At 45.6% G+C, this 20,816-nt stretch carries 18 protein-coding genes; 12 read left to right on the top strand and 6 right to left on the bottom strand.

The features are described 5' to 3' along the window. Nucleotides 1-65: 65 nt before the first annotated feature. Genes BM271_RS06125 through BM271_RS06115 form a run of 3 tightly spaced genes read left to right on the top strand, consistent with a single transcriptional unit; the run spans nt 66 to nt 3,167 of the window. Nucleotides 66-995: an ABC transporter ATP-binding protein gene (locus BM271_RS06125; RefSeq protein ID WP_046791020.1), complete on the top strand. Its 930-nt coding sequence runs from the start codon at nt 66-68 to the stop codon at nt 993-995. Then, nucleotides 995-2,047, top strand: a complete 1,053-nt coding sequence (locus BM271_RS06120; RefSeq protein WP_046791021.1) for an ABC transporter permease — start codon at nt 995-997, stop codon at nt 2,045-2,047. The genes BM271_RS06125 and BM271_RS06120 overlap by 1 nt, the downstream gene beginning before the upstream one ends. Further along, a complete protein-coding gene (locus BM271_RS06115; RefSeq protein ID WP_046791022.1) occupies nt 2,034-3,167 on the top strand; it encodes an ABC transporter permease in 1,134 nt (377 codons plus the stop codon). The genes BM271_RS06120 and BM271_RS06115 overlap by 14 nt, the downstream gene beginning before the upstream one ends. A 39-nt stretch (nt 3,168-3,206) precedes the next feature. On the opposite strand, the gene BM271_RS06110 is transcribed toward BM271_RS06115, so the two are convergent. The 4 genes from BM271_RS06110 to BM271_RS06095 all read right to left on the bottom strand — a co-directional run bounded on the left by BM271_RS06110 (nt 3,207) and on the right by BM271_RS06095 (nt 6,669). Next, nucleotides 3,207-3,641: a MarR family winged helix-turn-helix transcriptional regulator gene (locus tag BM271_RS06110; protein WP_046791023.1), complete on the bottom strand. Its 435-nt coding sequence runs from the start codon at nt 3,639-3,641 to the stop codon at nt 3,207-3,209. Between the two features lie 125 nt (nt 3,642-3,766). Continuing rightward, nucleotides 3,767-4,564, bottom strand: a complete 798-nt coding sequence (locus tag BM271_RS06105; protein ID WP_046791024.1) for a DUF6612 family protein — start codon at nt 4,562-4,564, stop codon at nt 3,767-3,769. Between the two features lie 72 nt (nt 4,565-4,636). Next, complete coding sequence (gene rarD / locus BM271_RS06100; RefSeq protein WP_046791025.1) at nt 4,637-5,554, bottom strand: EamA family transporter RarD; 918 nt, start codon at nt 5,552-5,554, stop codon at nt 4,637-4,639. Between the two features lie 119 nt (nt 5,555-5,673). Then, nucleotides 5,674-6,669, bottom strand: coding sequence for a hypothetical protein (locus tag BM271_RS06095; protein ID WP_046791026.1), 996 nt, complete (start codon nt 6,667-6,669; stop codon nt 5,674-5,676). Nucleotides 6,670-6,858: 189 nt separating this feature from the next. On the opposite strand from BM271_RS06095, the gene BM271_RS06090 reads away from it, so the two are divergent. The 9 genes from BM271_RS06090 to BM271_RS06050 all read left to right on the top strand — a co-directional run bounded on the left by BM271_RS06090 (nt 6,859) and on the right by BM271_RS06050 (nt 18,587). Beyond that, entirely contained in the window at nt 6,859-8,646 is a 1,788-nt protein-coding gene (locus BM271_RS06090) for a PTS mannitol transporter subunit IIBC (RefSeq protein ID WP_046791027.1), read from the top strand. Nucleotides 8,647-8,677: 31 nt separating this feature from the next. Further along, entirely contained in the window at nt 8,678-10,693 is a 2,016-nt protein-coding gene (locus BM271_RS06085) for a BglG family transcription antiterminator (protein ID WP_046791028.1), read from the top strand. 6 nt (nt 10,694-10,699) lie between these two features. Beyond that, entirely contained in the window at nt 10,700-11,125 is a 426-nt protein-coding gene (locus BM271_RS06080) for a PTS mannitol transporter subunit IIA (RefSeq protein WP_046791029.1), read from the top strand. 2 nt (nt 11,126-11,127) lie between these two features. Then, on the top strand, nt 11,128-12,237 hold the full coding sequence (locus BM271_RS06075; RefSeq protein WP_046791030.1) for a mannitol-1-phosphate 5-dehydrogenase: 1,110 nt from the start codon (nt 11,128-11,130) through the stop codon (nt 12,235-12,237). A 159-nt stretch (nt 12,238-12,396) separates the two neighbouring features. Next, nucleotides 12,397-14,391: a catalase gene (locus BM271_RS06070; RefSeq protein ID WP_046791031.1), complete on the top strand. Its 1,995-nt coding sequence runs from the start codon at nt 12,397-12,399 to the stop codon at nt 14,389-14,391. 168 nt (nt 14,392-14,559) lie between these two features. Beyond that, entirely contained in the window at nt 14,560-15,024 is a 465-nt protein-coding gene (locus tag BM271_RS06065) for a MarR family winged helix-turn-helix transcriptional regulator (protein WP_052749905.1), read from the top strand. Beyond that, entirely contained in the window at nt 15,008-17,650 is a 2,643-nt protein-coding gene (locus tag BM271_RS06060) for an MMPL family transporter (protein ID WP_046791032.1), read from the top strand. Before BM271_RS06065 ends, BM271_RS06060 begins: the two co-directional genes overlap by 17 nt. Nucleotides 17,651-17,685: 35 nt before the next feature. Then, complete coding sequence (locus BM271_RS06055; RefSeq protein WP_046791033.1) at nt 17,686-17,928, top strand: hypothetical protein; 243 nt, start codon at nt 17,686-17,688, stop codon at nt 17,926-17,928. A gap of 95 nt (nt 17,929-18,023) precedes the next feature. Beyond that, nucleotides 18,024-18,587 carry a hypothetical protein gene (locus BM271_RS06050; protein ID WP_046791034.1) on the top strand — a complete coding sequence of 188 codons (564 nt, stop codon included), beginning with the start codon at nt 18,024-18,026 and terminating at the stop codon, nt 18,585-18,587. 45 nt (nt 18,588-18,632) lie between these two features. On the opposite strand, the gene BM271_RS06045 is transcribed toward BM271_RS06050, so the two are convergent. Both BM271_RS06045 and BM271_RS06040 read right to left on the bottom strand, forming a co-directional pair. Next, entirely contained in the window at nt 18,633-19,664 is a 1,032-nt protein-coding gene (locus tag BM271_RS06045; protein ID WP_046791035.1) for a PQQ-dependent sugar dehydrogenase, read from the bottom strand. A 26-nt stretch (nt 19,665-19,690) separates the two neighbouring features. Continuing rightward, nucleotides 19,691-20,797: an amidohydrolase gene (locus BM271_RS06040; RefSeq protein WP_046791036.1), complete on the bottom strand. Its 1,107-nt coding sequence runs from the start codon at nt 20,795-20,797 to the stop codon at nt 19,691-19,693. Nucleotides 20,798-20,816: the final 19 nt, after the last annotated feature.

Raw genomic sequence — 20,816 nt, 5'->3', positions numbered from 1 at the left:
ACTAACAGTCACTTTAATAACAGTATAAACTTAATGTAACAAAGATTAAACGAGGGGGAACCAATATGATCATGATGGACGGAGTCGTCAAAAGGTACAATGATCTGATTGCACTGGATCATTTTTCATTCACCGCAAGAGACGGAGAGATTGTCGGGCTGCTCGGCCCCAATGGCTGCGGAAAGACGACAGCCATCAACTGCATGCTTTCACTGCTCACTTTTGACAGCGGGGAGATAGAGATTTTCGGTGAAAAAGTCGATTCCAACAATAATACGGTCAAGCGGCGCATCGGCATCGTGCCGCAGGAACTTGCCATTTTCGATAAATTGAATGTATACGAGAATATTGATTTCTATTGCGGGCTTTATGTCAGTGACAACAAAGAACGAAAGAAACTTGTAGAGGAAGCGATCGATTTTGTAGATCTTGAGAAATACCGGAAGTTCACACCCGGAAAGCTGAGCGGTGGCCTGAAGCGCCGTCTGAATATTGCCTGCGGCATTGCACACAAACCCGAGCTCCTCTTCATGGACGAACCCACAGTCGCAGTCGATGCACAGAGCAGGCACTTCATCCTGGAAGGCATTAAAAAAATGAAGGCAAAGGGAACGACCGTCATCTATACAACCCACTACCTGGAAGAAGCAGAGCAGCTGTGCGACCGCATGGTAATCATGGATCAGGGACGGAGCATCGCACAGGGTACAGTCAGTCAGCTGCAAAAGTCCATTTCCACCCAGGAACGTGTGGAAGTCGGATTTCTGACAGAAGACCAGGACATGAAGAAGCGGCTTGAAGAATTGCCGCATGTCGTGAAAGTGAGCAGCAAGAATGGCAATTATCTCATCCATTTTGAAACACAGGAAAACAACCTGCCGAATCTCATCAAATTCATAGAATCCAATGATCTGACCTACACAGAACTCACGAGTGAAAGGTCCACATTGAGCGATATCTTCCTGGAACTTACGGGCAAGGAGTTGAGAGACTGATGAATATGATCCGGATGACCTTTTATCTGGTCAGCATCAATTTTAAAGATTTTGGCTTCTGGTTTTGGACACTGTGCTATCCGCTCCTGCTCACTGGATTATTCATCATGACTACGGCAAACATGACAAGCGGGGAACTTGAGGATATAGACATCGGCATCCAGAAAGGTCAGGAAATCGGTGAAGTGATTGAAGAGATCGATTTCATCAATATGACAAATATGACTGAGGAAGAAGCCGTCAGAGGAATGAAAGAAGGGGAAATCGCCGGTTATATACACGGTGATAATGATCTTCTGGTTACTGAAACAGGGTTCAATCAGACCGTACTTGAAATGGTACTCAACCAGATAGAAAAAATCAACGTCGCGGGCATCCCTTATGAAAACTATGATTTTGAAGCACAGTTCATCGAGGAGAACAGCCAGGAGGCACAGCCGGAGGCTGTACTCTTCTATTCGCTGATTGCCATGATTGCTTTTTACGGGATGTTCTCAGGCATCGAATTCATGTCCTCCATGCAGCCGAATCTCGATCCGATGGGTGCGAGATTCGCAGCCAGTCCATACAGTAAGGTCAAATTCCTGTTATCCAGTGTGTTGGGCGCCCTGCTGCTCAACCTGGTTACGAACATCATCATACTGACTGTCATCATCAACCTTTACAAAATCAACCTGTTTACAGAGTTATGGCCGACACTTTTCCTTCTCCTCATCGCCAATCTTACAGGCATCGGCCTGGGGCTCCTCATCGGTCTCATCCCGAAAATCAATGCCGGTATGAAAACGACGATTTCTGTAATATTCATCATCGGTCTTTCTGCACTTTCAGGGCTCATGGGTCCTTACATCAAAGTGATCATTGTAAATAACTTTGCATGGGTAAATACCCTCAACCCTCTTGCAAGGCTGACAGATACTATGTACAAAATAAATTTTCTCGGAAACTATAGTGACTACTGGATGACCATCGGCACGCTCGCAGCATATGCAGCCATCTTTTTTGGAATTACATTACTTTCACTGAGGAGGAAACAATATGACAGTATTTAAGGGAATTCTCCTCCATTTTTGGAAGTATAAAATTTTGATACTCATTTTACTCGCTGCATTCTTCGGTTTTGCGATCATGTTTTCCCAGGGCAACAGCAGTGACAATTACAATTCAGAATCCCTGAGACTGAAAGTCATCGATCACAGTCAATCGGACATCAGCCGCGGATTGATTGAATACTTGAATGTGAATAATGAAGCCGAAATCATAAACGAAGAGAAAACGGATATTGAGGCACTTGAGGAAGAGATATTTTTAAGTGCCATTGACGGGTTCATCATCATTCCTCCGGATGCACAACCCAGATTCATGGACGGTGATCCAGTAGTGGAGACCACAAGCGACCGGAGAACTTCAAAGCATCTGCAGCTGCAGACCGCAATCCAGCAGTATTTCATGTTCCTGAAGGCTGACTTTGATACAACCGGGACACTTCATCCGAATGAAACCATAGAACTTCTCTCAGAGAGCATAGATGTAAAAATCCATGAATCCGTGGATGTTGAGGCACAGAGCAACTTTGATTATATGAAAAACTACACTAACTTCGCCGGGTACTGGATCATGCTGTTCCTCTTGATTATTGTGGGAAATGTCATGTCAGAGTTCAATTCTCCGGAACTCAAGCAGAGGATCAACGTCTCACCGATGAAAACAGGCACTTTCATGTATCAGATGATCATCTCCCAGATTGTCGTTGGACTGGTTGTCGTCGCATTCATGTTCTTCGGTGCAGTTGCACTGCGGTCAGGTGAGCTCTCCGGTGTGCCGCTCGGTAAAATGCTTGCGGCACTCATCCTGATTACCGCATTCACATTATCGATCCATTATGTGATCGGTGCACTTACAACCAACAAATTCATCATCAACGGGCTCGCAAACTTCATCGCAATCGGCATGGCATTCCTCTCGGGGGTCATGATGCCCCTTGAAGTGATGGGAGAAACTGCGCAGAATATCGCCCAGTACCTTCCTCTCTACCACTTCACTCAAATTTATGCCGAAGCTGATATCACATGGAGTGAATCAGCCTTCCCGATGCTCGTGGTGGCACTCTATACCATTGCTTTTCTGATCATAGGAATGATTGTTGAGAATAAAAGAAAAATCTCTTCATAAGAATTAAAAAGGCGATTCCGGGAGAATCGCCTTTTCCTGCTATATATGTGATTTTAAGTAATCCGTGAATTTCCGCTGTGTGTTCAGATAATTAGTCAATTCTTCTTCGGGAATCAGGTCCATATACTCTTCCCTCAGTGCTTCAGCATGCTTCTCTGCACGGCTGATTGTCTCCAGTCCCTTTTCTTCAATCACCAGGAATCTGTTTCTTCTGTCTGTTTCTTCCACTTCTCTAGTTACAAGTTCTTTGTTCTCCAGGTTTTTAATAATCTGACTGACTGCCCCTTTTGAGATCACCATCTTTTCAGCCAATTCGTTCTGTGTCATTCTGCCGAATGTCTGAAGTTCATTTAAAACGATAAGCTGTGTCAATGAAACATCTTCACCGAATGTCTTATTCCAATGCCTCATTGATAAGTTTGTTAATGATTCATTTAAATTGAACAGATTATAAAAATGATTATTTTCTGCCACTTTTTATTCAACCCCTTTCATATTATTTAAACATACTCAATTTAAATTTAAACTGTTTTTTAATAATTTTTAAATATTAATCAAAAATATAAAAACAGGACAAGAAGTACTTGCCCTGCTGCAGATTAATTCCTGGCTTCTTCAGGAATTTCTATCTCCCCTATATTGTTGAATGATTTGAATTCGACATCGCCCGTTAATTCAAATGATCCATTGTCGGTATTGCCATGCGCTTCATAATCCACTTCTTTTATCAGATTCTCTTTTGCGTCCACTTCTATTTCCAGTTTGTTGTCTATCGTAGAAATATTGATGTTGCCGAAGTTATCCGCAAGCAGCTGCTTGAATGTTTCAAACACTTTTTTGCTTTCCCCGTCATAGCTGTAGATGATCGTATCCCCATCTTCTTCTTTTTCAAGCTGGTCTTTGATGCCTGCAAACGACAGAACCGCATTATTGTAGGTCACTTGATAGAGATGCCGTGCACCCGCCGAGTCAGAAATATCCACCCAGTCTGTACCATTATGGTAGAACGTCTCACCATTTTTGGAAAAAGTCCTGTCCTTCCCCTCAGATTTCAAATGGAGCGCAGGCGGTCCGCCTCCCTCGCCTTCCTTGAAGCGGACATCCGCTTCAAGGACTTCCGGCCGGGAATCGTTGGCTTTGCCTTCAAGGTTCAGAAGTGCCTGGTAGCTGTTTATATCTTTCGAACGTTCGATCACAGCATTCAGCGATTCATCGTCCGTGGCTTCAATATTCGATACTTTCTCTTTTGCAGACTGTTCGTCATCATATTTATCTACTTCACTTGCTGTGTTTCCTGATGTTTCATTTATATTATCCCCGGCCTCATCGGCCTCCGAACATCCGGCAAATATGAACGAAGCGGTCAATGCGGCCAGTATATATTTTGAAACCTTCATTTCCTCTTACTCCTTACACCTCAAATTGTCCATAAATCATAACACGTTTCATCTTCTATAACTAATGATAAGTCAACCGGATACGCGTCGCCGTGCGTTTTTCGCCGATTGTCTGCGCGTCTGGAGGAAACGGCTGATTGTATAAAGGAGAAGCCCGCTCCAGATGAGGATATAGGCCACTTTGTGGATGTCGGTAAATGACTCATCATACATGAACACGCCAATAATCAGCATGATCGTCGGTGCAAAATACTGGAGGAAACCGATAAGTGACAGTCTTATCCTTTGTGCCCCCAGTGCAAACAGTAAGAGCGGAATTGCCGTGGCAACTCCCGTGCCCATCATGATCAGGCTGTCGATATTGAGACCGAAGTTCCCCTGTCCGCTCCCTTCAAGGAAAAATATATAAACCAGCGCAAAGGGTGCCAGTACAAAGGTCTCAACCGCGAGCGCAAAAATCGCATCCAGGTTGACCACTTTTTTAATCAGGCCGTACACGCTGAATGATGTAGCCAGATAAAGGGAAATCCACGGTGCTGCACCGAGTCCGACCGCGAGGTATGTGACTCCTGCAAACACGATGATTATTGCCCCCCACTGGATTTTGGAAAAGCGTTCACCAAGCAGTACAAGACCGAACAGTATGCTGATCAGCGGGTTGATATAATATCCCAGACTGGCATCCAAAATGTGGCCGGTGTTCACCGCGATGATATAAACGAGCCAGTTTGAAGTGATGACACAGGAAGCGAAGAACAAAGCTGCCACTTTTTTCTTATCTTTAAATATGAATTTCAGATCCTTTTTGAAAAGAAGCAGCCTGTTGGTCACAATGATGAAGACGATCATGAATATGAATGACCAGAAAACCCTGTGCGCAATGATTTCATACGGCGATATATGTTCAATCTGTTTCCAGTAGATGGGAAGAAAGCCCCATATTATGTATGCCCCGAGTGCGAAAAGTATTCCTTTGGTATTTTCACTCACTCTACCACCTCTTTTCATGTATTATAACAAGTTTACTCTTAAATCAATTGTTTTCAAAGCATTAAAAAAGGTTGGAACATAAGTTCCAACCTTTCAAAAAAACTTTGCGCGCGCTTTAGTCAGAGTGGTCTCAAACCATCATTTTCATCCTGAGCAGTCATTTCATGATGATTTTCCTCTGCAGGACGGGCGTGCTGTTCGCTGTACCTTCTGTCCAGTTCGTCACGGCATTTGAAGTAATATGCTGTGAGACTTCCCGTCATATAATACATGACATAGCAGAATGCTGCGATAGTGAGCAGAAAAGCGACGACAGTCAAAATGATCAGCAGAATACCCAATGATTCGGAAGTACCGGCCATGAAGCTGATTCCGACAGCCGCGCTGATCAGAACAATATAGAGCACCGACGGGATGAGCAGCAGCAGGAAGTTGCTGATAATCAGTCTGATCAGGCCACCGCCTGCCCTGAACATGACATCCCAGGCGATCTTAAGCTTATCCAGGGTGGGTATCACAGGCTGGTCGATATATACCATGAATATGAGGAACATGTATATGCCGATCAGTATATAGGGTATATAGGAAATGACGATTACAAGCAGGTTCAGCAGAACGAGTCCGATTATCAGGCCGATCTGTCCGCCTGATATACCGCCTCCGCCGGCCATGCTCTCTCCAAGTGCAATCAGCGGCATGTTGATCGCCATGAACAGGAATTGGATCAGAAAGCCGTAGACGAAAGAAAAAATGATATATGTGAGCAGGACGATCAGACTCAGTTTGATTATCTTGCTGTAATTCCCCTTCTTAAACGCAGTGAATACTTCCTTATAAGTGTAATCCTTCTGCCTGTAGGCACTTGCGAAGAATCGGAGTACACCTATGCCGACCGGATACACTGCGAAAATGGAAAACAGAATCATGATCAGAAACATCGGGAAGATCCATAATACTACCCACCCGGAATCAAAGAATGCCGCGGGAATCATCAGTACAATCGCCACCGCCAGAAATGCTGCATAAATTAAAATAAATGTCAGTACCGTAAACCAGAACGTTTTTCCATGCAGACCGGAAGCGTTCTGTTTATAAGCGGACTGGTATTCGAACATGTTGCCACCTCTTTTATGTAAATTATATCATTCTTATGCGATGAATTAAGTGAAATTCATATTAAAGTACATTTTGTCATGAATTCTTTGCCAAACTCGCATTTTGTTTATATTGTAATGGTACTATACCCTGACTATGATTAAAGTATATATAAAATATTTATAAATTTATTTTAAGGGGTGACAGACATGTCAGAAAAGAAAAGTGGCATTTCGCGTAAAGTACAGGCGTTCGGTTCGTTCCTGAGCAGTATGATCATGCCGAACATCGCAGCCTTCATCGCGTGGGGTCTTATTACAGCGATGTTCATTGATGTCGGCTGGTTCCCGAATGAGGACCTTGCAACCATGGTCGACCCGATGATTATCTATCTCCTGCCGCTGCTCATCGCATATACAGGCGGTAAGCTCATCAGTGATGTCCGTGGAGGGGTGGTCGGTGCGACCGCCACTATGGGTGTTATAGCAGCCTTTCCGGATTCGCCAATGCTTCTCGGCGCCATGGTAATGGGGCCGCTCGGCGGTTATCTGATGAAGAAAGTCGATGAAGTTCTCGTACCAAGGACCCGCCAGGGACTTGAGATGCTCGTCAACAACTTCTCGGCAGGATTTCTTGCATTCTTCCTTGCCTTGTTCGGCTACTATGGTATAGGTCCCGTCGTTGCATGGCTTACTGCAATGCTCGGTAAATTAGTCGATGTGATCGTTGCAGCAGGACTGCTTCCTATCGCAAGCATTTTCATCGAACCGGCGAAAGTCCTGTTCCTGAACAATGCCATCAACCACGGTGTACTTACACCGCTCGCTTCTGAAGAAGTGCGTGAAGTCGGACGTTCAATCCTCTTCACCCTGGAATCCAACCCGGGGCCAGGGTTCGGTATCCTTCTTGCATACATGATATTCGGAAAAGGGACTGCACGGGCGACTGCACCAGGTGCTGCAATCATCCAGTTTGTCGGCGGTATCCATGAAATCTACTTCCCGTACATTTTGATGAAACCGACACTGGTCATCGCAGCAATCCTCGGTGGTGCGTCAGGTATCCTGACATTCTCACTGCTCGACTTCGGTCTCTCAGGACCGCCTGCACCAGGAAGCATCCTTGCTTATATCGCAATGACTCCAAGAGGAGAGTACCTCAGTATGTTCCTTGGCATAATCGCGGCAACACTCGTTTCATTCATCGTTGCTTCACTCATCCTGAAATTCTCCAAACAGCAGGACGAAGCCGGTCTTGAAGCGGCAACTGCACAGATGGAAGAGTCCAAAGGCAAGAAATCTTCAGTTGCAGGCTCATTGACTCAAACTGAAAATGTGGAAACAAGCCAGTCCGGATTCAATTACAGCACTGTCGATAAGATCGTCTTTGCATGTGATGCCGGCATGGGCTCGAGCGCCATGGGTGCGGGCATGCTTAAGAACAAGTTCAAAAAAGCAGGACTCGACATTGAAGTGACCAACTCGGCGATCAATCAGCTCAAGGGCGATGAAGATATCATCATTACACAGAAAACCCTGACTGAACGCGCTGAGAATAAAGTCCCGACTGCCAAGCATATTTCTGTAGACAACTTCCTCAACAGTCCGAAATATGATGAACTGCTTGCAGACCTGCAGGATGAACAGCAAAGCGGCGCAACAGCTGGAGAACCGGAAGAACCGGCACAACCGGAACCATCTGATTTTGACTACTCAAAAGTCGACAAAATCGTCTTTGCATGTGACGCCGGCATGGGTTCAAGTGCCATGGGTGCGGGTATGTTAAAGAATAAGTTCAAAAAAGCAGGCCTTGATATTGATGTTACGAACTCCGCGATCAATCAGCTTAAGGGTGACGAGGACATCATCATCACTCAAAAAGTTCTGACGGAACGTGCTGAGAACAAAGTGCCGGCCGCCAAGCATATTTCTGTAGATAACTTCCTCAACAGCCCGCACTACGATGAGCTGACGGAAGAACTTAAAAAGCACCAATAATTAAATAGGCATTATATAAAGGGGTGTCATTATGATCAGTTCTCGGGAAAAAAAAATCATCAACGAGCTAATATATCATAATGGCACCTTTATGCTTATAAAGGAACTCGCCGGAAAATTAGGCGTCTCGTCCCGGACGGTCCACAGGGAACTTAAAAACGTGAGAGATACGCTTAGGAAACTGAACATCGAACTGATCAGCGAATATAAAAAAGGCGTCAAACTGGACCTGGCCCAGCTCGAGATTGAAGCATTGACAAAGTATATAACAGAGAATGCAGATAAGGATTTAAGCGGTGAAGAGAAGAAAGTGGCGCTCGTATACAATCTTCTGCTCAATTCTGAAGGGCTTAAAAAAAGCGCTCTTGCTGTCGAACTCGGTGTGAGTGAGCATACTGTGGACGAATTGATCCTGCAGATGGAAAGCCAGCTCAAGGCATTCAGCCTTGAAATCAGAAAGACCCGTTCCATCGGCGTAAAGCTTGTGGGTGACGCACTCAGCAAACAGAACTTCCTCGCCAGCATGATGATCAGTGAATTGAATTCGAACAGCATCTACTCTGTCATTGAGAACAACTTCGTATTCAGTTCACTCGTCAACAATAAAGTCATCGGGATTTTAGAAGCCGACAATATATTTAAAGTCGAACGTCTCCTGATGGATGAACTGGTCGTCCTCCCCTACACGCTTACGGAAAATGCCTATTTGAATCTGACGCTGCACATCGTACTTGCCATCGACCGTACGGAACATGAACAGAATGTCTCCATAAAAACGGAGTTGAAGGAAAAATTGAAGAATTCACGGGAGTTTGGTGTCTCCCGGGCACTTACGGACAGGCTTCAGAATGAGTTCGATATCCTTTTTCCGGAAGAGGAAGTTTATTTCATAACCATGCACCTCAGAGGCAGCAAAAGGAAATCCCAGAGTACACTCGGTGCCGATTCACTGGAAAACCTGATCATTTCATTCATCGACCAGGTAAGCAGGGAGATGGATTATCCGTTCTATGCCTATCCTGAACTGAAAGACGGTCTGATCCTCCATATCGAACCGATGCTTCACCGTATGGATTCAGGGATCATCACCGTCAATCCGCTCGTCGAAACAATCAAGGATAACTATCCCGGACTTTTTGAAGTGGTCGGTGAAAAATTCCGCCATTACTTTAATGGCAGGGAACTGGATGAATCTGAAATCGGCTTTCTGACGATCCATTTCGGCGGCATACTCCATGCCAATCCCAGGATAGAGGTCACTACTGTCTGCTCAAGCGGAATCGGGACAAGCAGAATCCTGTCCAATCAGCTGAAGACGAAGTTTAACAATTTATATATCCGGCAAGAACTATCTATATCCGAGCTTTCCGAAACTGAGATTCACGGAAGTGAACTCGTACTGAGCACTGTTCCGCTCGACATGGACAACTACATTCTGGTGAGTCCGCTGCTCGATGAACATGATGAGAAGAAAATCACTGAAGCGATTTCGAAAATCGGTTCTACAACTTATGATTACAGCCCCTCCAGACCGGATGCTGATATATCGCAGATCAATCCGGATCAGGTGATCCAGGCATCCGAACTCTACCTTAACCGGACTTATGTCCACTCTGCGGAGGCGGCAGAGGCGATTGATTCCGTAAATAAAGTGCTCAAGGAACACACTTCACTGGATGACAATACAGTCTGCGATGTAACAGAACAACTGGGTGAACGGTTTAAACTCACAGGCAGCATCATTGGTGAAGACGGATTCTCATATCCGCACATCAAATCTCCACTGATCAGGGAGCATCAGCTGATTTTCATCCATAATGAAGCAGGCATCACAGATAAGAACTACGATGATGTGAAAGTCACAGTCCACTTTCAAGTCATCCTGCTCGTTCCGGAAAATTCACTGGTGACAGATCTGATCAGTGAATTCAGTGTGCTCCTCGGTGAGCACCATGAAAATATCGGCGGGCTGCTGGATAATCCGTCTCCCCTGGATGATTTATTCAAACACTACATTAAAAATATTTATGTAACAGGAAGGAAATGATGAATTATGTTGAAGAAAGAAAATATCGTATTGAACCAAAGTGCGGAAACTAAAGAGGATGTTATCAGACAGGCCGGTCAGATTCTTGTTGACCAGGGCGCTGTTGAACCGGCTTATATCGATTCCATGCTGGCACGTGAAGAAGTGGTCTCAACATTCATGGGCAACGGTCTTGCGATTCCGCACGGTACAGATGAAGGAAAAACATCAGTAATCGAAAGTGGTCTTTCTTTAGTCCAGGTTCCTGCCGGTGTCGATTTTGATGGTAACGAAGCGAAAGTAGTGCTCGGCATCGCAGGTAAAGAAAATGAGCATCTGGAAATGCTTCAGAAAATTGCCGTCATCTTCTCAGAAGAAGAGAATGCCGATAAAGTAATCAATGCAACTTCTGCCGAAGAAATCATCTCACTCTTTGAAAACGAGGATATGTAATTATGAAAGCAGTCCATTTTGGTGCAGGAAACATTGGCAGAGGATTTATCGGTAAAGTATTGCACGATAACGGATTCGAAATCACTTTCGCGGATGTCAATAAAGAAATCATCGACGCACTCAATGCTGAAAAAGGCTATACTGTACACATTGCTGAAGAAAACGGCGCTTCCTATGATATCACCGGGGTGAGCGGCATCAACACAGTGGATAATCCGGGGCAGCTGGAACAGGCGGTCCTGGAGGCAGATATCATTACCACGGCTGTCGGCGTAAATATTTTACCGATCATCGCCAAAAGCATTACGCCCCACCTGGCCAAACGGCTTGAAGATCCGCGTCCGCTGAACATCATTGCCTGTGAAAATGCAGTAATGGCGACAGACGCCCTTAAAGAGGCTATCACAAATGAAACCGGGAAACTTACCGCTTCAAACATCGGCTTCCCGAATTCAGCAGTGGACCGCATCGTACCCATTCAAAAGAACGAACGTATTCTGGATGTCAAAGTTGAACCTTTCTATGAATGGGTGATTGAAGAGACAGAGTGGGCAGGAACAGACAAGCTTGAAGGTCCGAACTATGTACAGGATCTGATGCCGTATATCGAAAGAAAACTGTTCACTGTCAATACTGGACATGCTGCGATCGCCTATTACGGCAGAACTTTAGGTTATGATACAGTATATGAGGCTATGACCGACAGCAAGGTTCAAATCTTTTTAAATGAAGTCCTTGCAGAAACACAGGACTACATCACGGCTGTCTATGACTTTACAGCCGAAGAACAGGAGCACTACATTGATAAGATCATCAAACGTTTCACGAATCCGCACCTTTCCGATGATCTGAACCGTGTCGGGCGGGGCGTGATGAGGAAACTCGGTCCGAACGACCGCATCATCAAACCTCTCGTATATCTTCATAACGAGGGTGAAAATCATGAAGCACTGTCGAAGCTTGTAATGTATGCAACGAAATTCGATAATACAGAAGATCCCGAACAGGTTGAAATGAACAGTCTCATTTCTGAAAAAGGAATTGAAGGCTTCCTGACGGAACACAGCGGTTTGGAAAGTGATTTAACAAAAGAAGTAATAAATACCATGTAAATGCAGAAGGTCCGGCTGATATGAAATCAGCCGGACCTTCTCTTATACCCTCCTGAATGCTATGCAAAACCGTATAACACAAATACATGCAAAAGGAATATACCCATGTTACTTTGTTCTATATAAAGTACTATATAAACTTTCAAGGGGGGCATTGAAATGAGTAAGAAGAAAGACGAGCTGAATCAAAGGGACACGATTGACAATACTGAAAAGGCAGCACTCAGAACCAATCAGGGGCTGCCGGTAAGCGAAGATGAATTTTCTCTGAAAGCCGGAGAAAGAGGACCTACTTTAATGGAGGACTTCCATTTCCGTGAAAAAATGACGCATTTCGACCATGAAAGGATTCCGGAACGTGTGGTACATGCCCGCGGATTTGGTGTTCACGGTGAATTCGAAATTTACGAATCATTGGAAAAATATACGAAAGCTGACTTCCTAACTGATCCCGGCAAAAAGACACCCGTTTTTGTAAGATTCTCCACTGTCGCGGGTAACCGCGGTTCAATGGACATTCCCCGTGACGTCCGTGGGTTTGCAACAAAATTTTATACCGATGAAGGGAACTACGACCTGGTTGCCAACAATATGCCGGTATTCTTCATGCAGGATGCAATTAAATTCCCGGATTTTGTGCACGCTGTAAAGCCTGAGCCGCACAATGAAATGCCTCAGGCAGCTTCCGCCCATAATACATTCTGGGACTGGGTTTCCGTCAACACAGAAAGTGCACATATGGTGATGTGGCTGATGAGCGACCGTGCCATACCCAGAAGCTTCAGCATGATGGAAGGCTTTGGCGTTCATACGTTCAGACTTGTCAACGCAGAAGGCAAAAGCCATTTCGTCAAATTCCACTGGAAACCAAAAGACGGTATGCACCAGGTGATGTGGGACGAAGCACAGATGATAAACGGTAAAAATATTGATTTTAACCGGCAAACACTGTGGGAAAATATTGAAAAAGGTAATCCTGCAGTATTTGAACTGGGACTTCAGGTCATTGACGAAGAAGATGAATTCAATATGGACTTCGACATTTTGGACCCGACAAAACTATGGCCGGAAGAAGATGTACCTGTACAGATTGTCGGCAAGATGACTCTGAATCAGAATGTGGATAACTTCTTTGCAGAGACTGAGCAGGTCGCTTTCCACCCCGGAAGCGTAGTCCCGGGAATTGATTTTACAAACGATCCTCTGCTTCAGGGCAGACTGTTCTCCTATACCGATACCCAACTGATCCGTCTCGGTGGGCCCAACTTCCATCAGCTGCCGATCAACCGGCCGGTATGTCCATTCGCAAACAACCAGCGTGATGGCTACAATCAAATGTATATCCACAAAGGCGAAACAGCGCATCACAAGAACCATATGAATGACAATCAACCGGAGCCAGTCAGTCCTGAAGAAGGCGGTTATGAGCATTATCATGAAAAAGTCGAAGGTCGAAAGGTCCAGGCGCGAAGCGACAGCTTCAAAGATCATTTCAGCCAGGCCAAGATGTTCCTGAACTCACAGTCCAAACATGAAAAACAGCATATTTATGATGCGTTCAGCTTTGAGCTCGGAAAATGTGACATGGAAATAAGAAAACTCGCAATATCCGAACTTCTGAACAAGATCGATCGTGATCTGACGGAATATGTTGCTGATAAAGTTGGCGTTGAGGCACCGCCTGAAGTTGAAGAGTCAACGTATGAAAAAAGTTCTCCGGCACTCAGCATGGAAAACACTAAATTCTCCCTTGAGACACGCACAGTCGGAGTCATTGTCATGCCTGATGTGGCGGAACAGACGCTCAAAGAAACTAAAAGCAAACTTGAAGAAAAAGGACTGCAGGTCAGCTTCATCTCCGATAAGATATATAAAATCGGAAACACGACGCTGGATGCAACATTCGATACTGTCCACTCCGTCCTTTTTGATTCCATGATTGTAATAAGCGGACAGAAACCATTACCTGCTCCGGCAATCGAAAATCTGGAAATCACCTATAAGCATAAAAAAGCCATCGGCTACGGCATAGATTCCGCCAGTATATTTGATGTCCTTTCATTCACAAAAGATGATAAGGGTGTCACTGATATAGAACAGGATCTCGATGGTTTCCTCGAAGATGTAAAACAACACAGAGTATGGAGCAGATAAATAGAAACACCCGGAGCTTCCCCCCGCGGGAAGCTCTTTTTTGATGTTCAGGAACCTTAACATTATTGTCACACCATATGCTTTGACCCACCATTAAGTTACATGCTAAGATTATTTATGTTTCTTTTAGTTTAGCACCCTAAACTAACTGTGGAGGTTACATTGAATATGGATAAAAAAATGAAAATCATAAATAATCTCCGTGATATTTATGGCTATGGGTACACGAAGATCTTTACAGAAGTCACCGACTCTGTAACCAGCCTGCACATATCCAGAACCCAGATGAATATCATCCAGCACATTTATATGAATGGCTCGGCGACGCCATCTGAATTGGCAGAAGCGTTGAATGTACAGAAAAGTGCAGTCACCCACACTGTTAAAAAGCTGGAGAATAAAAAACTGGTGACCGTGAAAGAGAATACCCTCATCAATGATAAGCGATCGAAACTCATATATATGACAGAGGACGCCAAAACCCTCCTTGAGGAATTTCTGGATAACATTTTAAAAAGAATCCAATCAGATCTGGGCGGACTGTCGAAAGAAGAAGCAGATAAACTGTACACCGCAACACTGACGATTTTGAAATACATACCTGGAGGCAATCATAATGAAACATGTTCTTAAATTCAAATGGCCGATAACGGCCCTGATGATACTTTTTGCTGTCGTCACATTCCTTATATCCCCTAACCTGACACAGCTTGCAACGGAGAAAGGTGACGTTCAGCTGTCTGATGACCAGCCGAGTGAGCAGGCGCGTGTATTCCTGCAGGAACACGGGGAAGATAATGAAATGATGTCACTTGTTCTCGAGTTTGAAAACAGTGTTCAGGAAAATGAATCTGACGTCAATTCTTATATCGAAGAGATCGGCAATATTGAAGGTGTTGAAAACATCGTCAATCCTTTTGACTTTGAAGGAAGCATGCAGGAAAATTTCATCAACGATGAAAATGGCGTCATCATGATTCCAATGGAATATACTGGCCCGACCAACGAAATCAGCGACGTGGCCGCTGAAGTGGAAGATCTGAACTCAACTGAAGCAAAAACATCGATGACTTCAAATGAACTGATTCAGAATACTGTCGAGCAGGATGCGATGGAAGGCATCCAGTCCACTGAAATCTTTACTGTCATCATTGTCATAGCAGTGCTCCTGATCATGTTCCGTTCCGTAGTGACACCGCTCGTACCTGTTGCGGTTGTCGGCCTCGCCTACTTGATCGGACAATCGTTTGTCGGATGGTTCGTCGAGTGGTTCGGCTTCCCGGTTTCCCCGCAGACGCAGAGTTTCCTGATCGTCATATTGTTTGGGATCGGGACCGACTACTGTATACTGCTGCTGAACCGCTTCAAGGAAGAACTGCAATTCTACGATAAATATGAAGCTGTACTCCGTACATTCAAAACAGCCGGTAAAACGGTCTTCATCAGTGGCATTTCAGGGGCGATCGTATTTGGTGTCCTCTACTTCGCCAACTTTGAAATCTACCGTTCAGCGGTCGGCGTGGCAATCGGCATTGTGTTCCTGCTGCTTGCACTGTTCACAGTACTGCCTGTACTGATGCAGCTTTTAGGCCGTTATATTTTCTGGCCGAACATCAAAAAGTCAGAGTTCAAAGAGAGCAGACTATGGACGCCGCTGGGTATCTTCTCCCTGAAATATCCGACACGGATCATATTCACAGTCATTGCGATACTCATAGCCGTTGCGTTCTTCTACAATGACGAAGTGAACTACGATTCTCTTGAAGAACTGGACGATAACTATTCGGCAGTGCATGCGACAAATGTCGTAAGTGAAAACTTCGATGAAGGACAGCTCTTCCCTGTCGAAGTTATCATCTCGAACGGCGATGACCTGATGACATCGGAAAGCCTTTCAAGACTTGAAGCTGTCGCTTCTACCGTAAGTAACGTCGAAGGTGTCAAAGAAGTGCAGACGATGACCCGTCCCTCAGGCGAAGTCATTGATGACTTCCTGGTTCGCAACCAATTGGAACAGGCCAACAGCGGCATCGATGATATGGTCCAGGGCCTTGATGAAATCTCTGCCGGACTGACTGAAGCCAGTGAAGGCATCGCGAACAGCGAAATGTCAGGCGGTGACCTGTCAGAACTTAACCAGGGGATAGATGACATCAACAACAGCATCAGCCAGATCACGATGTATATGAATCAGACGGGCGATGCTGCAGGGGCCGCCCAGCAGCTCGGCCAGGTACAGCAGGGTCTTACAACAATGTCGGAACAGGTTTCTGCTGCCAACACTCAGATGAATGAACAGCAAAATGCCGCCGCTGCCCAGATGGAGGAACTCAGCTCCGGTCTGGAAGATGCATCATCCGGCATCGATGAAATCAGGAGCGGCCTGGAAGAAGTTCAGACACTGCTCGGCAATATAAACAATAACGAAGCAGTGGACCAGACGGGTATTCACGTACCGCAGGAGTTCCTGGAAACTGATGGCATCGAGGATGCTGTCGACCAGTATTCGTTCGGTGAGGATAAAGCACTTAAAATGAATGTCGTCCTCGACGTCGATCCATATTCCCATGAAGCCATGACGGTTCTGGATGACGTGGAGAATACTGTGAACAATGAACTCCAGAGACTGGAACGCGATGACACGACAGCCTACTTTGCCGGTGTTACGAGTATGAACCGTGATCTGGATGAAATTTCGACAGACGACTATACACGCGTTGTTACAATCTTCATCGCAACACTGTTCGTCATACTTGCCATCGTATTCAGATCACTGATCCTCCCGGTAACGATGATCGGTTCCATATTCGTCACATACTTTGCATCCATCACAATCACACAATGGCTGCTCGGATTGTTTGGTCTTGGGGAACTGAACTGGGCAGTACCGTTCTTCAGCCTGATCATATTCGCCGCTTTGGGCATAGACTACTCCATCTTCATCATTGACAGATTCAGGGAGGAACTTGCGAACAGGAGCATAAGAGATGCGATAGAACAGTCGATCAGAAGGATGGGTGTCACCGTCATCACAGCAGTGATTATACTGTCCGGTACGTTTGCTGCCCTGTTGCCTTCAGGCATGATCATACTGATACAGGTCGCAAGCATCATCATATTCGCACTGTTGTTCTATGCATTCATCGTACTGCCGCTTCTCGTACCGGCATTCGTCATTACATTCCGCCGGGGAAACTGGTGGCCGTTCAGAATGCCCGGCGGCAAAGAGCGTGAAGACAAGTTTAAAGACGAAGAATAACGGGTATAAAATACAGAGAAATAAGGAGTGAATCCATGCCACAGAAAAGTTCAGGATTAGCTGCTGTACTCAGCTTTTTCATCACAGGACTCGGTCAGATCTATAACGGTCAGATTTTCAAAGGCATCATTTTAATGCTGATACAGCTGATAAATGGCGCTTTGACCGTAATATTGATCGGTTATCTGTTCCTGCCGATTGTATGGCTGTACGGTGTCATAAACGCCTATCGCTCAGCAGAACGTCACAATAGAAGAAATCAGCGGAGATACGGCTGATAAAAAAGCGGATATCCATGCATTTTGGATATCCGCTTTTCGTTTTAATGAGAGTCCCCGCTATGCTATAATCCCACTAAAGGATGTGTTAAATAATGGAACTGTTCGGTCTTTTTGCAGGGCTTGCCATCATCGGCATACTGCTGCTGCTCTTCCTATTCCTGCTCGGCATCATCAAGTGGCTGCTTCAGGGCTTCTTCCTGTATCAGGTGGCCGATGCCAAAAATCTTGATCTTCCCCTCCTGGCATTCCTGCCATTCGGTACGTTCTATCTGGGGGGCCAGATGTATGACGGAAACATACTCGGCAAAGGTCAGATCAACCCGAAAACGATCGGTCTGATATTCGCCATTGCAGGTCTCATCGTCTATGTCACAGGACTGTCCATCGGTGATATCGCCATTTCATATATCATTATGGAATCCATTGCGTTTCTCGGTATTTTCAAAGCGTATTCCAAAAGCACCGGCGTGGCCGTACTGCTCGCAGTACTCAACATCATCACTGCAGGTATTGCAGCCATCATTATTCTTTTCCTTTACAAGCGTAAGCTTGGAGAGGAATTATCGGAACCGGTTGTGAGGGATTTCGAAGAACCGGCTGAAACAACTGCCGAAACTGAGACAAACGTCAATACTGATGACGAAAACAGGATGTAACTGAACATGAAAGGCTCCGGGGTCTGCTGACTCCGGAGCCTTTCATCATTCCAATTCAAGTTTTATAAGCCGGTCGTCCCCTTCCCGGGGTTCCCCTCTGCCATCGGTATTATTTGTAATGGCATAGAGCGTATCATCCTCTATATAGACATCACGGAAGCGGCTATCTTCATCATAGAATTCTTCCACTTCTCCCGACTCAATATCATATTCAATGATCTGCTCTCCGGCGAGAGAAGCAATGTACAGTTTGCCTTCATCATAAGCCATGCCTGAAGGGGCCCATGTTTCCTCGCCCGTATGGTATAAGGGTGTTTCCATGCCTTCCTTTTCTTCATCCCCCTGTATTACCGGCCAGCCGTAGTTATTGCCTGCTTCTATCCTGTTGATTTCATCATGGGCGCTGGAACCATGTTCAGTCGCATACATGTTACCTTCTCCATCCCATGCGATGCCCTGTGGATTCCTGTGACCGTAACTGAACACTTCATTGCCGAAAGGATTATCTTCGGGCACCGAACCATCCAGATCCACTCTCAGTATTTTCCCCGCAAGGCTTTCAGTATCCTGGCTCGTTTCCTCATCGCCTGCATCACCCGTTGTGATATACAGGCAGCCATCCGGTCCGATTTCCAGCCTGCCGCCGTTATGGAACGAACCGCCCGGTATACCTTCAATAAGGGCATTGGATTCACGCCACTTGTCATCATCCCTTGTTAATTCCACTACACGGTTTTTCTTCCCTGACTCTTCATAAGTGTAGTACATGAAAGCTCTGTCCGGGTCATCAGGATGGAGCAGAAAACCGAGCATCCCGCCTTCGCTGTCTGCTTCGACAGGGACAGAGAGATCCAGTGGCTGATCCGTCTGCCCTTCCCCTGTTATTAAAGTCAGTTCCCCGTCCCGGCCGGAGATGTAGAATCCAGCGTCACTGTTTTCTATCATCCAGGGTGCATCAAGATTTTCCGCTGTTATTTCCGTCCGACTCTCCGCCTCCCCGTTTGTTTCTTCTGTGCCGTTATCCGAGCACGCTGTGAGAATCAGTAAAAAGAATACCACCAAAAAATATTTGTACATGGATGCGCCCCTTCCAGCAGCATTGTCTATTCCACGTTCAATATCGCCTGATACAGAATGTCGGTACCATTGATCATTGCCGAGTGGTCGAACGTCATATGCGGATGATGCAGTCCCGGCTTCAATCCACACCCGAGACCGAGCATTGCCCCTTTCAGTCCAGGATATTTCACAGTGTAGAAATGGAAGTCATCTCCTCCGCTTGTGACGATCGGATCTATGCATTTCTCCTCCCCCAGCACATCCACGATGGATTTTCTGATAAGGTCAATTGCATCCTGATGACTTTCACTCGCAACAATGCCTGAGTGATGCACATCTTCGATTTTCACATCGTAAAACTTCTCAATGTACTTGAGTATTTCAAACACTCGCTCTTTCAAAAGCTCCATCTGCTCATTTGTCTGGGCTCTCAGGTCTATGCCGCATTCAGCGATTCCGGGAATGATATTCAGCGATTTTCCTCCGGCAATGAATTTAGTCATCTTAACAGAAGAAGGCACTACAGGGTTAATATGTATTTTGGATAGCATATTGACGATATCCGTCCCCACTTCAATCGCATTATGATTCAGATGCGGCCGCGCACCATGGGCATCATCCCCTGCAATCCTGAATTCGATGGAGGCCGCTGCGCCATGTTCTATACTCGGTGCTGCAAAGCCATTATCCGCCTCTTCTTCCGGTCTCAGGTGTACACCGATAAAATAGTCCATGTTCTCAATGACTCCCTCTTCCGCTACAGAGAGCGCCCCTGTTCCCACTTCTTCAGCCGGCTGGAAGATAAAGCGGACACCCGTCGACTGCAGCTTCTCATGCCCTTTGATTTTGAGCATCGTGCCGATCACCATGGACGTATGTGCATCATGACCGCATGAATGGTTCGCCTGCTTCACCCCGTCGACTTCCTGGTAGAGTGCATCTATATCCGCCCTTACACCGATGACAGTATTCCCTTCGTCAAAATTACCCACGTCACAATAAAGTCCGGTAATATTTTTGAATTTAACAGGATTGAACCCTTCGTCTTTCAGAAAACGATATATGTAATCCGTCGTCTCAACCTCTTCATTGCTGAGCTCGGGATTCGCATGCATATGCTCAAAAACCTGCTTCATTTTTTCTTCTATCATGGTAGAAACTCCTTTTTAT

Source organism: Salinicoccus halodurans (assembly GCF_900114445.1).
Classification (GTDB): Bacteria; Bacillota; Bacilli; order Staphylococcales; family Salinicoccaceae; genus Salinicoccus; species Salinicoccus halodurans.
Note: the sequence above shows the minus strand (reverse complement) of the source record. Positions and strands in the feature narration are given on the sequence as shown.